Origin of the sequence: Thermonema rossianum DSM 10300 (assembly GCF_000426825.1) — a bacterium.
In the GTDB taxonomy this organism is placed as follows: domain Bacteria; phylum Bacteroidota; class Bacteroidia; order Cytophagales; family Thermonemataceae; genus Thermonema; species Thermonema rossianum.
Map to the genome: position 1 here is coordinate 31207 of NZ_AUGC01000006.1, position 18863 is coordinate 50069.

The window sequence follows — 18863 nt, forward strand, 5'->3', positions numbered from 1 at the left end:
TTAAGAGAGAGGTTCTACCAGGAAGAGCGGCTGGTCATATTCCACGGGGGTAGCGTTTTCTACCAACACCTCTACGATGCGTCCCTCTACTTCCGACTCTATTTCATTGAATAGCTTCATGGCTTCGATGATGCAAACTACCTGCCCTTTCTTCACCACATCGCCTACCTTCACAAAAGGCTCTGCGTCGGGGTTGGGGGCACGGTAGAAGGTACCAATCATGGGCGATTTGATTTCGAGCAGTTTCTTATTGCTTTTGGGTTCGGCTGCCGGTGCTTCACCTCCGCTTTGCGGCTCCTGCACTGCCGGTGTAGCTGCCGGCACTTGCTGCTGCACCACAGGCGGGGGCACAGGCACAGACGACTGCACTACTGCTGGTGCTTCGCTATGACGCTTTACGCTTATTTTGAATTCTTCGGTTTCGATATTGACTTCTGCCAAGCCTGACTGGGCAATGAAGTCGATGAGGTCTCTCAATTCTTTCGCTTTCATGAGTGCTTTCGTTTGTTCGAGGTGGTAAAAATACAATTTTGTATTTAAAAAATTAAACTTGGGGGTCGTAAGCCCACTTGACGAGGCTGGCACCCCAAGTGAAGCCACCACCAAATGCTGCCAGCACCAGCAAGTCGCCTTTTTTCAGACGTGCCTCATAGTCCCTCAAACACAAAGGAATGGTCGCATTGGTGGTATTTCCGTATTTATCGATGGTGAGCATTACTTTGTTCTCGTCGAGTCCCATGCGTTGGGCAGTAGCGTCTATAATACGTTTGTTGGCTTGATGAGGCACCAACCATGCAATGTCGTCGCCACTGAGTTGATTGCGCTCCAGTATTTCATAGGCGGCTTCTGCCATGCCCACTACTGCATGTTTAAATACATTGGCGCCTTCTTGATAAATAAAATGCTCGCGTGCCTCCACTGTTTCATGTGAAGCAGGGCGGCGGCTTCCGCCGGCTTTCATGTGGAGATGCACCCAGCCGGCGCCGTTGGTGTAATGCACATGGTCGAGTAGCCCATAGCCTTCGGTGTTGGGCTCCAATAAAACAGCCCCTGCCCCATCGCCAAACAATACGCAGGTGTTGCGGTCGGTGTAGTCCACAATGGACGACATTTTATCGGCACCTACCAATATCACCTTCTTATAGCGTCCACTTTGAATGTACTGCGCGGCTGTAGTCAAGCTAAACAAGAAGCCGGAGCAGGCAGCCATCAAATCAAAACTAAAAGCATTGACAAGCCCTGCCTCGTGTTGAATGATGTTGGCAGTCGCCGGGAACATCATGTCGGGAGTAGCCGTAGCACAAATAAGAAGTTCTATCTCCTCAGGGTGGGTGTTGGTCTTTTCCAAAAGTTTTTTCACGGCTTGCGCACCCAAATAAGAAGCGCCTAAGCCTTCGCCTTTTAAGATACGGCGTTCTTTGATACCTGTACGGGTGGTAATCCACTCGTCATTGGTATCTACCATTTGTTCCAATTCCTTGTTGGTCAATACGTAATCGGGGGTATAAGCTGCTACGCCCGTGATGGCTGCGGTGATTGGTGCCATGGGTCTTTTTTTTTAGTGAAAAACATAGAGAGGGGAGGTGCTTCTCCCCTTTGCATATCAAATGCTTTGCAACAATGCGCGTTTAATTTTTGAATTTAATTCGGCTTGTGCAAACTTTTCGGCAAGTAATATCATATTGCGGATAGCCAAGGGCGACGAGATGCCATGCCCTATCACTACATTTCCGTTGATGCCCAAGATGGGGCTTCCTCCGATGGCTTCGTAATTCATGCGGTCAAAAAATGCATCGTGCAGATTGCGCTTGTTCATGATTTCATAAACAGACTCTGCCATTTTCAGCACGATGTTGCCAATAAAGCCGTCACATACAATCACATCGGCTTTATCCAAAAATATGTCGCGCCCTTCGATGTTGCCTACAAAGTGCAGGTGTTCGGCGCCTTTCAATATCTTGTGTGCTGCCTGTACGGCAATATTACCTTTTTGCTCTTCTTCGCCTATGCTAAGCAGAGCCACGCGTGGTTGTTCGTGCTCCAGCACATATTTGCAGTAGAGGTTGCCCAGTTGGGCAAACTGAGCCAATACTTCCGGTTTGCAGTCGGCATTGGCACCCACATCGAGGATTACGCCTGTGTTGCCATTGACCATAGGCACGTGGCTAATCAGTGCCGGGCGCATGATGCCCTCTATTGCCTTGATGCTGAACAGGGCACCTACATACATGGCACCGGTATTGCCCGCGCCGCAAAACACATCCACTTTGCCCTCTTTGAGCAGGTGATAGCCTACGGCAATGCTGGAACGTGTTTTTTGTTGCATGGCTTTGGTGGGGTGCTCTGCCATGCCAATCACTTCGTCGGCATGCACAATCTGAATGTTGGCAGGGATTTCTCCGGGCAGCTGTGCCCGGATGGCGTCTTCTTGTCCAATCAATACAATGACAATTTCATCCGGACGCTCTTGTGCTGCCATCAATGCACCCTTCACAGGAGATTCGGGGGCGAAATCGCCCCCCATTGCATCAATTGCGACTTTAATAGGCTGATTCATTAGCTAATAAAGTTTAGGGAAAAAGAAAAAACTGACGGAGCTCACCGCCGGCAGTGCCTTAGATGCGCTCGTAGTCTTCAATATACACTTTTCCCTTGTAATAGAGCTTACCATCTACCACATAGGCACGGTGACGCAAATGGGGTTCACCGGTGGTAGGGCAAATAGAAAGCGCAGGCATAGCGGCTTTGTAATGAGTTCTGCGCTTATCTCTGCGGGTCTTCGAGGTTTTACGCTTCGGATGTGCCATAGTTAGTTTTCGTTTTGGTTATTTTTTAGCTTTTTTAAAATTGCCCAACGTGGGTCAATATCTTCATCATCAATTGACTGCTGCTCTTGATGCTTTTCTTCTGCGCTATGTGTTGTGTAAAAAAGACGGCTGTTGTTATGCAAAGGGTCGTCGTCCTCTTCTTGTTGTTGTTCTTCTTGTTCGTAGCGCGGGTGCAATTTCTTTACCGGCACCGCAAAGCATATTTCTTCATAAATATGATGCGCCACATTGATGGCAGTGGTCGATGAGGGCACGATGGTCAAGTCGTCGGACTCGAGCGTTTCAGTGTCGCCAAATTGAACGATATGGAAGCGCTCCAGCTCAAACGGGTATTCAAACTCATCCAGGCTGCGGTCGCAAACAAGCCGCATGCTCCCTTTGATGCGGAACTGCAGGTGCAGCATGTTTCGGTCTTTGCGCAGTTGCAATTGTGCGGCAAAACGCCCCTTCTCTACCAGGCTGTTTTCGAAGCAGGCAAAGAAGCGGTCGTCATCCTCAAAGTTGTAGGTATAAACCTGCTCTTTGAGGTGAAAGACCGGTATTTCATATTTCTTCAAGTAGTCAGCCATTTTGCTTATGCACAAAATTGCGAGTGGCAAATTTACGCATTTTTTTAGCAACTGCAAACTAATCAGAGATTTCAATGAGGTGTTCGAAGCGCCTGATTTTGGCTATGTCGCATGCCCAAAACAGCGCATGCAACAAAGAGGTGGGGTCGGCTATGCCCTTGCCGGCAATCTCATAGGCAGTGCCGTGGTCGGGCGAGGTGCGCACCACAGGCAAGCCGGCAGTAAAGTTGACGCCCTCAAAACCGGCAATGCTTTTGAATGGAATCAACCCCTGGTCGTGATACATCGCCAAGACGGCATCGAACTTGGTATAGTGGTGCTGGGCAAAGAAACCATCGGCAGGATAGGGACCAAATACCAAGTGTCCGTCGCGCTTGAAGTCTTTAATCACCGGGCGGATGATTCTGATTTCTTCATCACCAATCAAGCCCTCATCGCCGGCATGCGGATTCAAGCCCAAGACGGCAACACGTGGTTTGAGCACCCCGAAGTCTTTGCGCAGGCTTTCTATCATAAGCTGCAATTTGGTGTGCAGTTTTTCCTCATTCAAAACGGAAGCCACCTCTTTGACAGGCACATGCCCGGTTGCCATGGCTACTTTTATCTGCTCATGAATCATAAACATAAGACACTCGCTTTGCCCCGTGTTGTCGGCAAAGTATTCGGTATGTCCGGGATACTGAAAGTGTTCGTTTTGAATGTTCTTTTTATTGATGGGACAGGTCACCACTGCATCGAGGCGCCCCCGCAAAAGGTCTTTGGTTGCCTGCTCCAGGCATAAAAAAGCAGCTTCGCCCGCTGCCGGCGTTACCTTGCCCGGCTCCACCTCTTCTTTCAGCGAAAAACAATTGACCAGGTTCACCTTTTTGTGGGTGATTTCGTCGATGCTCTTGGCTTGGTGAATAAACCACTCGGGCAAGTTCAACAGACGACGATAACGCGAAAGCACCTTCATGGAAGCGTAAATCACGGGGGTGCACAACTGCAAGATGCGGTTGTCTTCCAGTGCCTTTAAGATAATTTCCGGACCTATGCCGTTGTAATCCCCCATGGTGATACCTATCACCGGTTTCCAATTGGTGTTTATTTTTTTGCTAAGGTTGCTCATGGTTTATGCTTTTGAATGAAGAGGCTTCAGCAGCGCCTGCACACAGCGCCGGAACTGCTCGCCTCTGTCTTCATAGTTTTTAAACAAATCGAAGCTGGCACAAGCGGGCGACAAGAGTACCACATCGCCGGGCTGCGCCATACGTGCCGCCATAGTGATGGCTTCTTCCATGCTGCGGGCTTCGCTGCACTTCACCATGGATTCATAGTGCGTGCGCAACTTGGTGTTGTCAACGCCCAAGCATATGAGATGTTTCACACGGCTACGCACCAGCTCGTCCAAAATACTGTAATCGTTGCCTTTGTCCACCCCGCCGGCAATCCAAATGATATGGGGTGAAGCAGGAAAAGCCTCCAAGGCAAAGAATACGGATTCCACATTCGTTGCTTTGGAATCGTTGATGAAGCGCACATCTTGTATTTCGGCTATCAGCTCCATACGGTGCGGCACGCCGGCAAAAGAAGCCAAGCCTTCTTTCAGCTTTTCGGGCGGAGCCCCCACAAGCATGGCTGCTGCAAGTGCCGCCAGGGCATTGGTCAAATTATGTTTGCCTGAGAGTTTCAGGTGGGTCCATTCAATAAGTGCGGGCGGCAAGCCCGGCAACTCCATCTTCAAGCCGGCAGCCGTAGCCCATGCCCCAAAAGGCAAGCCTTCTTTTTTGGTATATGCCACCGGGATGCGCACTGCCTCAATGCGGTGTTTTGCCATGGCAAAGCGCAGGTCTTTGCTCTCATAATTAAAGATGAGATAGTCAGCAGCTGTTTGATTGCGGAATATGCGCATCTTCGCTTCGGCATATGCTTCATAAGAGCCGCCGTAGCGGTCGAGATGGTCGGGCGACAGCCCGGTAAGGATAGCCACATGAGGATGAAAATCGTAGCAGTGCTCCAGTTGAAAGCTGCTTAGCTCCAATACCCAATAATCGTGGTCGCCTTCTTCGAGCAGGCGGCGCGCAAAACTATGCCCCACATTTCCTGCCAAACCGGCATCGAAACCTGCATGAGTGAGCAGATGATGCAACAGTAAGGTGGTGGTGGTCTTGCCGTTGCTGCCCGTAATTGCCAGCAGCTTGCCACGGGTAAAACGTGCGGCAAATTCAATTTCCGACAAAAGCGGGATGCCCCGCGCCACAATACCCTGCACTACCGGCAGTTCATTGGGAATGCCCGGGCTTTTTATCACCTCATCGGCGGCATAGATTTTTTCCAAGTTATGCCCTCCCTCTTCATAAGGAATGCCGGCACGGCTAAGAAGTGTTTTTTGTTCGGCTTTGAGCTGCCCCACTTCCGACAAAAAGACCTCATAGCCCTTGTGCTTTGCCAAAAGGGCTGCGCCCACGCCGCTCTCGCCTCCGCCTAATACAATGATTTTCTTTGTCATAGAGCTACTGCTATAAAGCGCAAAATTATACGATTATCAAAGACTTAACAAGTGCATGGCGGTTAGTAGGTTGCCCCTTCGTTCAAAAACAGAGGCAGTTGGCTGAAACAGGCTATCTGTGAGCTTGTTTGAGGTGCCTCCAAACGCTTGGGGTTATACCACAAAGCATGCATGCCCACCTGAAGCGCCCCGCATACATCCGCTTCCCAGTTGTCGCCTATCATCAAGCACTGCTGCGGGCTACAGCCTGCTGTTTCCATAAAATAATGAAACGCCCGGGCTTGTGGCTTGGCTGCCCCCGCCCGGCAGGATGTAACTACCGTATGAAAGAAAGACTCGATGCCCGCCGCACGCAACTTAATGTGCTGCACATCGGCAAAGCCGTTGGTGAGGATATGCAGGCGGTAACCGCGGCTTTGCAGGTCCATGAGCATCTGTGGCACATGAGGCAAGGTGTAAGGCTTGTGGGGACAGCGCTGCACATACTGCTGCCCAAAACCCTCTGCCCACGCCAAGGGGATGCCCAAACGCTCGAATATATGCACAAAGCGCACACGCCGCAGTGCTGCCTGCTCTATCTGCCCCCGGTTGTATGCTTGCCACAGCATATGATTGACCTGCCTGAAAACAGTCAAAAAAGAGTCGAAGCCTTGGCAACAGCGCCCAAGCCCATACTCCTCGAATAGCTCGCGCAGGGTTTCTTCCGAGGCACGTTCATAGTCCCACAGTGTGTGGTCCAGGTCGAAGACAATATGCCGGATGTCATGATGCATAGAATTAGTGGTTTAGTTTCATTTCTTCGAGAAAGAACTGCTCGCGCTTGCGCGGTTCCACCTTCCATAGCGAAAGCTCACGGTTCGAAAACAGCGTTTTATATACCTTCTGGTCTTGCTGAAGCACGGGGTCTTTGACCAGTGCAAGCAACTGCTCGACTACCCCCCGTACCTCTTCCTTCATGGAATAAAAAACCCATTGGTCTATGCGATTGGCACGTGCAATGCCGGCATTACGCAAGTATCCCAAATGGCGCGATGTCTTGCTTTGTGAAAAGTCTAAAATCAGCTCCAGGTCAGAAGGGGTCATTTTGCCGTTGCGCCACAATAAGTGTATGATACGCAAGCGGGCTTCGTCGGAGAATGCCTGAAATAACTGGGCAGCCAACGGAAGGGAGAAGTGTTTGATACGCATAGTTTTTATTGTAGTTAATCAATCTGACAATTTTATTTTTTATGTATTTTAAGGAAAGTATTTGTTTTCATTAATTTTCAATAAGATATGTTGAATTTACAAAAAATTGTCTTATCTGTTACCGTTCTTGCTCTGCTGCCGCTGTTTGCTGCCGCCCAAGAAGTAGCGCTCTACCGCGGCACACAAAAACTTACCCCTTCCCGCTCTCTGCTGGCGCAAGAAGTATTTGAAGAAGACGAACTGCGCCTGGTTATTGCCTTGGATGAAGCTTTCATGAAAGCGCATCCGGACATACAAACCATCCGCCCGTTCAAAACACTCATCACCCATCAGCGTAAAGACGGCAAGATGCAAACCATGGTTTTGACAGGAAAAGACCGCTTTACGCTTGCTCCCTTTCACCCGGTAGAAGGCGAGCGTTTCGTTATAGAAATTACGGAATGGATGGTTACCTATACTGACGGCAGCTTAAAGAAAGAGCAGGTGCAGGACCGGCTGATAAAACTGATTTACTGAGGCGGCAGGCATGTGCCATCTTCCGGCGAAATTGTGTAAAAACAAATTATTCTTCACCTCAAGAATTTTATCACATACAAAAACCCAAACATAGTTTTGTATTTAGATGAAAAATCAATAAAATATAAGGCACAAACAGGCAACACCTTTCTATACTGAACAAGCAACAACTTTATGAGAAGCCGGAAGATTCTTGAACTGGAGCGTGCCCTGCAAGAAACTCAAGAAGAGAAGCAGCAAATAGACTTGCTCAATGAGCTTAGTTGGTCTTTGCGTGATATAGATTTGCGGCGTGCCATTCAACTGGCACAACATGCCAACCGTCTGTCCATACGCCTTTCGGACGGCAGCATTTACGATTTTGGCTTGGCATGGAGCTCCATGCACTTGGGGTTCTATCACTTCCTGCTGGCACAATACGAAGATGCCATCAGTCGTCTGTCGCAAGCCAAGCGTTTATTTCAAAGTATAAACTACCCGGATGGCTTGGCACTCACACTGAGCCGGCTGGCGCTCACCTACTGGCATACCGGCGAATATGAAAAAGCGCTGGCTTATGTATTGGAAGCGATACACACATGCCACAATAAGCACAGCTTGGGCAATGCATGGGCATGCTATGTATTAGCCGGCTTCTATTTGGAACTAAAAGAACCCCGCTTGTCCGCTACTTACTACGAAAAAGCCCTTTCTATATTTGAACAACACCAAGAGACCGGCGGCGCTGCCCGCTGTTACAACGGTTTGGGGCGGCTTTATCAAAGAGAAGGCGACATAGTCAATGCCCTGCATATGCAGAACAAAGCCATTCGCCTTCAACAGAAAACCGGCGACCAAAGCGGCTATGCCCGTTCACTGCATGACATCGCCTACATTCTCATGCAACAAAAGCAGTATGACAAAGCCCTGCAACACGCCCAAGAATCGCTGGACATACGCCAAAAGTTGGGTACCAAAGGCTCCATTATCAACAGCAAACTGCAGATAGCCCGGCTTTTTTATCATAAGAAATTCTACGACAAAGCCCTGAAAGAAGGACTTCATGCTCTGGAAATGGCATCCGGCATACAAGCCAAGCCCAAGCTGTATCGCATCCATGAGTTGCTTGCCCAAGTACATAAAGCCACCGGCAACAGTGAAAAAGCCCTCTATCACCTGGAACAGTACATTCAACTAAAAGAAGAGGTGATTGGTGAAGACGCCAACACACGCCTCAAACGCTTGCAAATCAGTTTTGCCATAGAGCGTGCCGAGCACGAAACGGAAATGTACCGCCTCAATAACATCAAGCTGCGCGAAGCTTATGAAGAAATTCAATTAAAAAACAAGCAAATCACCGAAAGCATACAGTATGCCCGCCACCTGCAGGAAGCTCTTCTGGCTGACCAAGAGCTGCTTCAAAGTGCTTTTCCTCAGTCGTTTGTAGTTTACCTGCCCAAAGACATTGTCAGTGGTGACTTTTATTGGATGAGCTTGGTACCCGGCTTGTTCCCGCAAACAGGCGGCGAGATTCTGCTGGCAGCAGGCGACTGCACAGGTCATGGGGTGCCCGGTGCCCTGATGACCGTACTGTGTCTTTCCATGCTCAACCAAATAGTGCAGGAAAGCAAGATATGCGCCCCCGCACAAATTCTTAATGTTCTGGATTTTCATCTGCAGCGCACCATCAACCGGCAAGGAAAAACGATTCAAAACCAAAGCGCCGACATAGCCGTCTGCCGTTTGAATCTGAAAGAGAAGAAACTGCTGTTTGCAGGTGCCCGCATGGACTTGATTCTGGTACGTGACCGGCAAATACGGAAGCTACGAGGCAGCCGCTTCCCCGTAGGGTTCCCGCATGGCAACCGCTCGTTCAACTTCACAGAAACAAGTATGGAATTGAAAAAAGGCGACATGCTTTATTTGTTTACCGACGGTTTTGCCGACCAATTCGGTATTAGCGAAAACCGTAAGTTTATGCTCAAACGCTTCCGCCATTTGCTTCTGCAGATTGCAGACCTGCCCATAGAAGAGCAAGAGCAGCTTTTACTGAGCAATTTCCATGAGTGGAAAGGCAGCCTTGAGCAAACCGATGATGTGCTGGTCATGGGCATAAGGGTGTAATTACACACACATCGCCACGGCAGGCGAAGTAGAGACTTGAAATCCCCCAAAAGGCATCTGTTTTCAGCTTAGATTATTAGGAGTAAAACAAGGCTCGGGCAGCGATTTGCACAACTGCCTGTTTTTGTGCAAATTCATATACTAACCATCGCATGTTCCCATGAAAGCAGCACAGCTCGAAGCCTTAGAGCAGAAAATACAAAACTACCGCCGGCAACTCAAACAACTGCTGGCGGTAGATGAACCCGACGCTCAAACCGAAAAGCGCATCAAAGCCATCACACAGGAGCTGGCACGTCTTCAAGAAAGCTATGAGCGGCTGGCAGCTATGAGCGGCAGCCAACCCCAAAGCAGCCCGGAAGACGGTACACAATCCAAGACAAACAACTGGGACCAAACGCTGGTGCGCAAAGGCTTCGCTTTTGCGGGTATCGTGCTGTTTGTGCTGGGGGTGCTTTTATTGCTTGCTTATGCCATAGACCACGGCTGGCTTACCCCGGCTGTCCGTATCGTGTTGGGCTATATAGCTGCCCTTAGCCTGCTGGCAGTCGGCATTCGCCAACGCCCTCTGGGCATCCGCTATGCCTCGGTATGGGTGGCAGGTGCCGCCGTGCTTAGTTTTGTTACTTCGCTTTACACCGTAGATCATTATGCACTCAACCACTGGGGAGGCATTGCCCTGATGGTAGTGAATATGCTTGTGTTTCTATGGTATGCCTACTACTACCGGGAAGAGGTCATCGGGGTGTTGGGTTTTGTGGGTGGTTATATGGTGCTGGTTCCTTTACGGGGATTGCATGCAGACGACTTGCTTATTTTCACCTACATAGGCATCCTGAACACGGGCATTTCGCTGCTTGCCCTGCGTTTGTATTGGTGGCGCACGGCGCTGCTCTCCTTCCTGACAGCTTCTTTTTTCCTCTTTCTTTGGGTGGTATTTGAAGTTTCCTTCGGTACTGGCACAGAGGAACAAAAAACGTCAATACCCCTCATCGTAATTTGGTACAGCCTGCTGTACCATGTCGTATTTTTATTTTTGATTTACAGATACACAGCAGAGAAGTTGTCTTTGGCTTTGTGGTTTTTGCTTTCCAACATAGGCTTTGCTTTTATCTTAACAATGACACTTTATGAGGGCAGCTGGCAGGTACCTGCCACTTTTGCCGCCTTCCTGCTACTGCACGAGTTGCTTTGGCGCTATTTGCCACTCCCCCGCCTGATGCATGCCTCCCTGCCTGCTTTTCGCCTGCTTGCGGCTTTGTTTGCCATTGGCACCCTCCATCTGCTGCTGTTGCCCGACTTTGCTACGGGCGAACCCATGGTAATAGAAAACGACTTTTTACGTCTATTTCCTTGGAGTTCCCTTTACCTATTTGGTGCTGCTGCACTGTATTTCACTGCCCATGCCCACACCGGCACACACTGGCGGGTTATTTACTACATCACCGGTGGTCTTTTCCTGCTATCAGGTTTAGCACAAAGCATCCAGTTTGAAGAAAACGAAGTGCTCTGGTGGCAGCTACTTAGTCACTGGGCTGTCATTGCAGGCATGGGCTACCTTTACCGGCGGCTTACGTCAGCGGACAGCCAATTGCAAAACAGCCTCACCGTTTTTTTCATTTTCTCTTTCTGGTTTTCAACGGTTGAATTCATCAACTTCGCTTTGTTTAGCAACTTCTATGACACCTTTACTCTCCCGCTTATCTTTTGCTTCAGCGTAGTTTATTATTTAGGCGTAACCCACTGGGCGCAAAAACGTGCCGGGCTGGTTTTACCCGCGCCCATACGCTATGGGGGGGTGCCTGCACTCGCTGCCTTTGCTTTTGTTGCCTGCCTTGCAAGCATAGAAAGCATCACATGGCACATATTTGTAAAAGACGCCTCGCCGTGGGGATGGTTGTGGCGCTATGCTGTTTATGCGGCGTTTTTGGGTTTACTGCTTCATCAAAAGAAGCAGCTGTCGCAAGGCAACTACCCAAAAGCCTATGTGCAGGCGAACTTCTACCTTCGACAAATAGGATTGCTGCTTATATGCAGCATGGAAGCCACCGGCTTTTATATGATAGCCATGCAACCGCAAGACAATGCAAGTTATCAGTTTCATCTTGACCTGAGCCTGCGTTTTGTGTTGAGCCTGTCGTGGTTGTTGCTTGCTGCTTTTTGGATTTACACAGGCGTCCGTCAAAAGCACCTCAACCGCCGGCGCTTGGGTGTTCTGCTTGCCCTGCTCTCTGTTTTAAAAATATTGCTTATCGACGTCCGCGCCGAAGCCACACTCAGCCGCATCATTTTGTTTATTGTATCCGGCGGTGTTTTGCTTGCTGCGTCCTATCTTTACCAACGATACAAGGACTTTTTAACTGACGATAATACGGAAAAACAATAAATTCGAACTATTGCCATGGACATGGATAAAAAATGGGATAATTATATTCAAGCGCTCACCCGCCTGCAACAAGAACGGGAACGCCCCACAGAAGAAGACATGCGCGAAATTGCCCGCCGCTTGGGCTTCACCGACGATGACTTGCAGTATCTTGAACAACGCTACCAAGAGCTGCTCGAACAGGGCAAACAAGCCCTGCTCCATCAGCAGTTTGAAGAAGGCTATGACACTTTGCAGCAAGCCCATGCCCTGCGCCCCTTCGAAGCCGAGCCGGTGGTGCTCCTCACCGAGCTGTGTGCCAGAGCCTATTTGAGCACCCGGCAAGACCTATGGAAGCAGCGCGGCGAAGAGTATGCCCAAGAAGCCCTGCAAATAGCCCCTCACAACACACGCGTGATGGCTGCACTGGATGCATTACGCGCCCTTCCCTCCCGGAAGCAAGTCAAGTGGCGCAAGCTTCTTCTTTTCGGGGGAATAGCGGCGGGTCTGCTGATTATATTCACCTTTATGGCGCGGCGTTGGGCAAGCGAATCCACACCCGGTGCGGTAGTTACTACTACCACCTTGCAAAGCAGGCAAAACAATACACCATCTGCCATTGAAAATGCCGGCTGGCTAATAGATAACGTGCAAGAAAAAAATAGTTTCCGCCTGCGCATCATGCCTTCGGTGTGGATAGTAGAAAGCCCGCAAGGCATCTTGGAAGGTAAACATAAGAGCGACACCAAAGACAAATTCTATGACGAGGACGGCAAGCTGCAATATGAAGTGCGCCTCTACCCCGACGAGCCCAACAAATGGAAGCTGCGCGATGCCGGTAGCCGCACGCTGTGGAAGATAAAAGAATACGGCAGCCGCCTGAAAATATACCGCGGTGAGGAAGAGGAAGCCTCATTTGAAATCAAGCAGCAACAACAAAATGCTGCCGTTCTGTTGGAAAAAGACAAGCCTGCCGCTTACATCAACTATTTGGGCGGGGTGCTTGAAGTGAAAACCGTCCAAGGTGTCTTGTTATACCGCTGCAAGAAAGAAAACATAAGCCCCGGCGAGTTGCTTGGTTTCGGTTTATTGGCGCTCCCCGGCACAGAGGAATCAGCCAAACAGGCACTCCTTGCCGAATATCTGCACCGTCTGCAGCCTTAATTCTTTCCACCAAAGGGGAAGAATACATGCTCTTTCCAACGCTTGTGCTCGTGCTTGAGCAGATAAAACCCTTTTACCTCAAAGCCGGCAGCAAAAGGTTTGTCTTTATAGTAAGCCCACATTTCTTCGAACTGTGCAGGCGACACATCGCGGTGTGCCAACGTCATATGCGGATGAAAGGGGCGCTCCATGCGGCGGTCATGAATGCCGTGTGCCTCTTTCAGATAGGCGCAAAGCGAAGCCTGCAGGTGTTGTAAAGCCCCCGAAGGCGCCACATGCAAAAACAACACACGCGGACGGAAGCAATCAAAGCCGTCAATATGCAGGTGGAAGCGCCCAAAAGGGGCTGCAAAACGGCGTATCGATGCTACCAATTGCGTCTCTTCGCTTTCCTTCATGCGAAAAGGCATATACAAGGTAATATGCGCAGGTGAGCGCAAAGCCCACGAGCAGCCAAACAAATCCCGTATTTCCTCTTTCATGGCGCGCACCTCCGAATACAGAGGCTCCGGTGGTACCACCGCAAAAAAATATAAACGCTCTTGCATCTGTCTGCTCAGCTAAAGGTTGATTTGCATGGTAAAAGTAGGAAAAATAAAAAAGTGTAAAAGCAAACAGGCGTTAGAGTAAAACCACTGTCCAAAGGCATAGCGTTGCCCCCTCTTTTTTATAATCCTGCCTCTTTACGTTCCAAGCGCCCTTTATTGTCATTTCATCATTCCGGGTGCTCCTCCCTTCTTGTCATTTTGAGTGCCCCCATTGTCATTTCGAACGTTAGCGGGAAATTCTCTTTTGCTTTTTATAGCTTGGTTTGATGAGATTGAGGTTTCTCACCTCACTGCGTGAAGTTCGAAATGACAAGCCATGCTTCGCTCGTTCGAGATGACACTCAGCTCAAAAACAAGGGTGTTTCTTTCAAGACAGCAAGCTATTGAATAAAGAAACGACCTTCCGCAAGGCAGCCCCTTTGTCTATACGGAAGGTCGTCAAATACAGGCATCTTTTTTATCATTTCCAACGGTTCACATAGCCTGCATAGTCATTTTTGGCAGCTGCTTCGCGCAGCGCTTCGGTGGGGGCAAAGCGTTCCCCGTAGGTGTTTGCCAAGCGCTCCAGCTCGGCTACAAAGCGTTGAATGCCTACGTAGTCAATAAACGAGAGGGCGCCTCCTGTATAAGGCGGAAATCCCCATGCCAGGATAGACCCCACATCTGCATCGCGGCGCGTGCGTACCACCCCTTCTTCAAAACAGCGGGCTGCCTCCACTGCCTGACGGTACAACAGACGCTTTTTCAGCTCCTCTATGGGTGGTTGCTCTGCCTTGGGCGGGAACAGCTCTTTCAAGCCTGCCCACAAGCGTTTAGGCTCATTTTCCGGATATTCATAGAACCCTTTCTTGTCGCGCCGGCCGGTGCGCCCCAGCTCTTCCACAAATTTGATAATTACCTTTCCTTCAGGTAAAGAAGAAAATGAAAGGCCTGTGTCTTTTTCTGTTTGCTTGCCTACCTTGTAAATCAAATCCAAATTCACGGCATCGGCCACCTCCAATGGACCCACCGGCATGCCTGCCTGTTCGCCGGCATGTTCGATGAGCGCCGGCACTATTCCTTCCGAAAGCATGGTGATGCCTTCCGATGTATAGGTACCAAAACAACGGGAAGTGTAGAAGCCCCGCGAGTCGTTCACCACAATGGGCGTTTTACGTATTTTCTGCACATAGGCGATGGCCGTTGCCAGGGCGTAGTCGTTGGTTTGCTTGCCTTTGATGATTTCCACCAGCATCATTTTATCTACCGGCGAGAAGAAGTGTAAGCCAATAAACTGCTCCGGACGGCGACTTGCTTCTGCCAGCGAAGTAATGGGCAAGGTGGAAGTATTGGAAGCAAAAACAGCCCGTTCGTCAAGGAATGCTTCTGCCTCTTGCGTCACTTTGTATTTCAGTTCGCGGTCTTCAAATACTGCTTCTATAACCAAATCGCAGCCTGCCAGATCAGCAGCATCGGCAGTAGGACGAATCAACGCCAGCACTTTTTCCGCCTGTTCTTGTGTCATCTTGCCGCGTGCCACCCGCTTTTTGAGCAGCTCACGCGAATAATCTTTCCCTTTCTCTGCCTTTTCTACCGAAACATCTTTGAGTACCACCTCAATGCCTGCCATGGCACTCACATAGGCAATGCCCGAGCCCATCATGCCGGCGCCCAAAATGCCCACTTTTTTCACCTCGCGTGGTTCTACTCCTTGGGGCGCGGCAGCGCCTTTGTTGGCTTCGTTCATGGCAAAAAACAAGGTGCGAATCATGTTTTTTGCCTCTTTGGTTTGGGCTATTTTGGCAAAATACTTCGCCTCTATGTCCAAGCCCAAGTCAATGGGCACTTGCAAGCCCTCATACATGCAGCGCAGGACGGCATGCGCAGCCGGGTAGTTGAAGTGCACTTTTTGTACCAGCAGGGCAGTGCCTGCCATAAAGGTTTGCACGCCTTTGGGGCTCTGCACATTGCCGCCGGGTATTTTATAGTTTTTCTTGCCTACGACCCTTCCTTTTTTGTCTATTTCGTCATAGGGCTGCAACACCGATGGGTTTGCCAGCGCCCAGTCGATGGCTTTGCGCAACAACTCTTCTCTTGTGTCTGCCAGCTCATCTACCAGCCCCGCTTTTAGCGCTTCTTTCGGATTCATGCGCTTGGCTTGCAAAATAAGCTGCATGGCAGGCTCAATGCCTATGAGCCGGGGCAAACGCTGCGTGCCTCCTCCGCCCGGAAACAAGCCTATTTGTGTCTCGGGCAAGCCTATCTGTATTTTTTCATGGTTGAGTGCTATGCGGCGGTGGCATGCCAAGGCCAACTCATAGCCCCCTCCCAGGGCAGTGCCATTGATGGCAGCTACCACAGGCTTGCGCCCTGTTTCCATGCGGCGAAAGATATCGTGCAAACGGCGAATCATCTGATAAGTCGTTTCTATATCCGCCGACTGCTGCAACATATTCAAATCTGCCCCGGCAACAAACTCTTTTCTTGAAGAAGTAATAACAATGCCCTTGGCTGCTTCATCGGCCAGGGCGCGCTCAATGGCTTCGCCCAGTGCTTTTATGGAATGCTCGTTGAGCACATTCATCGGGTAGCCCTCCATATTGATATCAAGCACGACCACCCCTTCTTTTATTGTATATTGAATCATAATTACTTACTCTTTTTATAAGGTTATACCATTTCAACCAAAGTGGCAATGCCCATGCCGCCGCCAATGCAAAGCGTTACCAAGCCGGTGCCCAGTTGGCGTCGTTCGAGCTCATCGACCAAAGTATTCAGCAAGATGGCCCCGGTAGCCCCCAACGGATGCCCCATGGCAATGGCACCTCCATTCACGTTGACCTTGTCGCGCGGTATGTTGAAAGTATCCATGTAAAGCATGGGAACCACTGCAAAGGCTTCGTTCACTTCAAACAAATCGATATCGGAAATTTGCATGCCGGTACGCTTGAGCAGCTTCTCGGTAGCCGGTATAGGCCCCGTCAGCATAATGGTGGGCTCTGAACCGCAGGTGGTGAATGCCTTGATACGGGCACGTGGCTTCAATCCCAGCTTTTCACCCATGGCTTTGTTGCCCAACAACACCACTGCCGCCCCATCGACAATACCCGACGAGTTGCCGGCATGGTGCACATGCTCAATACGCTCAATTTCGGGATACTTCTCTATAGCCAAGGCATCCAAGCCTGCCATTTGGCCCATCATGGCAAAAGAAGGGGGCAAAGTGCTCATGATTTCCAAAGAGGTGTCGGGGCGCACGGTTTCGTCTTTGTCAAGTACCACATGCCCCAAAATATCTTTCACGGGCACAACCGAACGCTTGAAATAGCCTTCTGCCCATGCTTTGGCTGCCCGCTTGTGCGATTCCACGGCAAAAGCATCCAGCTGCCGGCGGTCATAGCCGTACTTGGTGGCGATCAGGTCTGCCGAAATACCTTGCGGCACAATCTGCAGCTCCCCTACTATCTCGGGGCTTGTAAACAGGGCGCCGCCGTCTGAGCCCATGGGCACCCGCGACATGGACTCCACCCCACCGGCTATCATCAGTTGTGCCTGCCCGGCAGCTATATAAGCCGCCGCCATATTGATGGCTTCCAAGCCCGAAGAACAAAAGCGGTTGATTTGCACTCCCGTAACCGTTTCGGCATAGCCGGCTGCCAATACGGCGGTGCGGGCAATGTCTGCGCCCTGCTCGCCAATGGGCGTTACACAACCGGCAATGAAGTCGTCGATTTCAGCTGTGTTGAACTGCAGGCGCTCGCGCAGCTCGCACAACAAGGTGGTGAGTAAATGCACGGGCTGTGTGGCATGCAAAGCACCGTCGGGTTTTCCTTTGCCCCGCGGCGTACGCAGGGCTTCATAAATATATACATCCATAAACAGTAGTATTTTTAAAACATTTTTTTGCACTTAAAGGCAATTTAAAAAATATTCGGCACACAGAATAAAGGTTTTACCATTTTTATTTTGGAAATTAGAATTCACATTCTAATTTATACTCCCCGGCACATGCCGAAACGGCTTCTTTCCGGTTCCGGCGGCACTTTCACGGCATGTCAATCAAGCAATGCAAAAAACTTAACGCATTCATAGTAACAATCTTAAAAGTTTTCGTAAATTTGCCCCCATGTTTGACCGGCATGCAAAAAAAGCCTTGAAAATTTGCATGTTAGTGTCAAATGTGTCTATATTTGTGTCCTTTTTTGGAAGGGTATAGCCTATAAATAAACTATAAAACGAGAAGAACCGTGAAGTACATGAGTTACAAAACCGTTTCGGCAAATAAAAATACGGTTAAGAAAGAGTGGCTCGTGGTGGACGCTACCGACGCCGTGGTAGGCCGCCTGGCAAGCCAAATTGTGCATCTCCTGCGTGGAAAGCACAAGCCTCTCTACACCCCTCACGTGGACTGTGGCGACCATGTGATTGTGATTAACTGCGACAAGGTGAAGTTCACCGGCAAAAAATGGGATGAAAAACTTTACATCCGCCACACAGGCTATCCGGGTGGTCAACGTGCTTTGACTGCCAAGCAAGTGAAAGCCAAATCTTCTACCCGCCTTATCGAGCATGCCGTGAAAGGCATGTTGCCCAAAAACCGCTTGGGTCGTCAGTTGTTCAAGAACTTGCATTTGTACGAAGGAGCAGAGCATCCGCATCAAGCACAACAACCTAAGGAATATAAACTGAAATACTAATCATGGAAGTTATCAATACTATAGGACGTAGAAAGACTGCTGTAGCGCGTATCTATATGAAGCCGGGCAGTGGTGTTATCACCATCAATGGGCGCCCCTTCGAGGAGTACTTCCCCACGGAAGTATTGCGCACAGTGGCAATGCAGGCACTGACCTTGGTCAACGAAGCCGGCAAATTTGACATCAAAGCTAACTTGGACGGAGGCGGAATCGCAGGTCAGGCTGAGGCTTTCCGTTTGGCTACTGCTCGTGCACTGGTAGAATACAACCCTGAGTATCGCGCAGCATTGAAAGAAGAAGGCTATTTGCGCCGCGACCCCCGTATGGTGGAACGCAAGAAGTATGGTCGTGCAAAGGCAAGAAAACGCTTCCAGTGGACCAAACGTTAATCCTGCAAACTGCTTACTTATAAATACTC

At 49.8% G+C, this 18863-nt stretch carries 18 protein-coding genes; 6 read left to right on the forward strand and 12 right to left on the reverse strand.

Annotated features, from left to right (window positions below; all coding sequences use genetic code 11):
- From accB to K384_RS04785, 9 genes are all read right to left on the reverse strand, one after another.
- Positions 1 to 492: an acetyl-CoA carboxylase biotin carboxyl carrier protein gene (gene accB, locus K384_RS04745; RefSeq protein ID WP_038029998.1), complete on the reverse strand. Its 492-nt coding sequence runs from the start codon at positions 490 to 492 to the stop codon at positions 1 to 3.
- Positions 493 to 544: 52 nt separating this feature from the next.
- Entirely contained in the window at positions 545 to 1546 is a 1002-nt protein-coding gene (locus K384_RS04750; protein ID WP_038029999.1) for a beta-ketoacyl-ACP synthase III, read from the reverse strand.
- A gap of 57 nt (positions 1547 to 1603) precedes the next feature.
- Positions 1604 to 2545, reverse strand: coding sequence for a phosphate acyltransferase PlsX (plsX, locus tag K384_RS04755; RefSeq protein WP_038030233.1), 942 nt, complete (start codon positions 2543 to 2545; stop codon positions 1604 to 1606).
- A gap of 70 nt (positions 2546 to 2615) precedes the next feature.
- Positions 2616 to 2807 (reverse strand): 50S ribosomal protein L32, encoded by a 192-nt coding sequence (gene rpmF, locus K384_RS04760; RefSeq protein WP_038030000.1) that lies wholly within the window; start codon positions 2805 to 2807, stop codon positions 2616 to 2618.
- A 2-nt stretch (positions 2808 to 2809) separates the two neighbouring features.
- Positions 2810 to 3397, reverse strand: a complete 588-nt coding sequence (locus K384_RS04765; RefSeq protein ID WP_038030234.1) for a YceD family protein — start codon at positions 3395 to 3397, stop codon at positions 2810 to 2812.
- Between the two features lie 58 nt (positions 3398 to 3455).
- Positions 3456 to 4505 carry a 4-hydroxythreonine-4-phosphate dehydrogenase PdxA gene (pdxA, locus tag K384_RS04770; protein WP_038030001.1) on the reverse strand — a complete coding sequence of 350 codons (1050 nt, stop codon included), beginning with the start codon at positions 4503 to 4505 and terminating at the stop codon, positions 3456 to 3458.
- Between the two features lie 3 nt (positions 4506 to 4508).
- Positions 4509 to 5885 carry a UDP-N-acetylmuramoyl-L-alanine--D-glutamate ligase gene (murD, locus tag K384_RS04775; protein WP_038030002.1) on the reverse strand — a complete coding sequence of 459 codons (1377 nt, stop codon included), beginning with the start codon at positions 5883 to 5885 and terminating at the stop codon, positions 4509 to 4511.
- Positions 5886 to 5947: 62 nt separating this feature from the next.
- Positions 5948 to 6658 (reverse strand): YjjG family noncanonical pyrimidine nucleotidase, encoded by a 711-nt coding sequence (locus K384_RS04780; RefSeq protein ID WP_038030003.1) that lies wholly within the window; start codon positions 6656 to 6658, stop codon positions 5948 to 5950.
- 4 nt (positions 6659 to 6662) lie between these two features.
- On the reverse strand, positions 6663 to 7073 hold the full coding sequence (locus K384_RS04785; protein ID WP_038030004.1) for an ArsR/SmtB family transcription factor: 411 nt from the start codon (positions 7071 to 7073) through the stop codon (positions 6663 to 6665).
- Positions 7074 to 7160: 87 nt separating this feature from the next.
- Here K384_RS04785 and K384_RS04790 point away from each other — a divergent pair, with 87 nt between their 5' ends.
- The 4 genes from K384_RS04790 to K384_RS04805 all read left to right on the forward strand — a co-directional run bounded on the left by K384_RS04790 (position 7161) and on the right by K384_RS04805 (position 13221).
- Positions 7161 to 7589 carry a hypothetical protein gene (locus K384_RS04790; protein WP_038030006.1) on the forward strand — a complete coding sequence of 143 codons (429 nt, stop codon included), beginning with the start codon at positions 7161 to 7163 and terminating at the stop codon, positions 7587 to 7589.
- 174 nt (positions 7590 to 7763) lie between these two features.
- Entirely contained in the window at positions 7764 to 9692 is a 1929-nt protein-coding gene (locus K384_RS04795; protein ID WP_038030008.1) for a tetratricopeptide repeat protein, read from the forward strand.
- 160 nt (positions 9693 to 9852) lie between these two features.
- Positions 9853 to 12078 (forward strand): DUF2339 domain-containing protein, encoded by a 2226-nt coding sequence (locus K384_RS04800; protein WP_038030011.1) that lies wholly within the window; start codon positions 9853 to 9855, stop codon positions 12076 to 12078.
- A gap of 15 nt (positions 12079 to 12093) precedes the next feature.
- Entirely contained in the window at positions 12094 to 13221 is a 1128-nt protein-coding gene (locus K384_RS04805; RefSeq protein ID WP_038030013.1) for a hypothetical protein, read from the forward strand.
- Here the strand turns inward: K384_RS04805 and K384_RS04810 are convergent.
- The 3 genes from K384_RS04810 to K384_RS04820 all read right to left on the reverse strand — a co-directional run bounded on the left by K384_RS04810 (position 13218) and on the right by K384_RS04820 (position 17624).
- Entirely contained in the window at positions 13218 to 13769 is a 552-nt protein-coding gene (locus K384_RS04810) for a 2'-5' RNA ligase family protein (protein ID WP_051633127.1), read from the reverse strand. The two genes, K384_RS04805 and K384_RS04810, sit on opposite strands and share 4 nt — an antisense overlap.
- Before the next feature lie 460 nt (positions 13770 to 14229).
- Positions 14230 to 16395, reverse strand: a complete 2166-nt coding sequence (locus K384_RS04815; protein ID WP_038030016.1) for a 3-hydroxyacyl-CoA dehydrogenase NAD-binding domain-containing protein — start codon at positions 16393 to 16395, stop codon at positions 14230 to 14232.
- Between the two features lie 23 nt (positions 16396 to 16418).
- The gene (locus K384_RS04820; protein WP_038030019.1) at positions 16419 to 17624 is read right to left on the reverse strand and encodes an acetyl-CoA C-acetyltransferase; all 1206 of its coding nucleotides are present in this window, start codon (positions 17622 to 17624) and stop codon (positions 16419 to 16421) included.
- A 371-nt stretch (positions 17625 to 17995) separates the two neighbouring features.
- Between K384_RS04820 and rplM the strand changes: the two genes are divergently transcribed.
- Together rplM and rpsI are read left to right on the forward strand one after the other, a co-directional pair.
- Entirely contained in the window at positions 17996 to 18445 is a 450-nt protein-coding gene (gene rplM, locus K384_RS04825; RefSeq protein ID WP_157630062.1) for a 50S ribosomal protein L13, read from the forward strand.
- 2 nt (positions 18446 to 18447) lie between these two features.
- Positions 18448 to 18834 carry a 30S ribosomal protein S9 gene (gene rpsI, locus K384_RS04830; RefSeq protein WP_038030024.1) on the forward strand — a complete coding sequence of 129 codons (387 nt, stop codon included), beginning with the start codon at positions 18448 to 18450 and terminating at the stop codon, positions 18832 to 18834.
- The last annotated feature ends 29 nt before the right edge of the window (positions 18835 to 18863 follow it).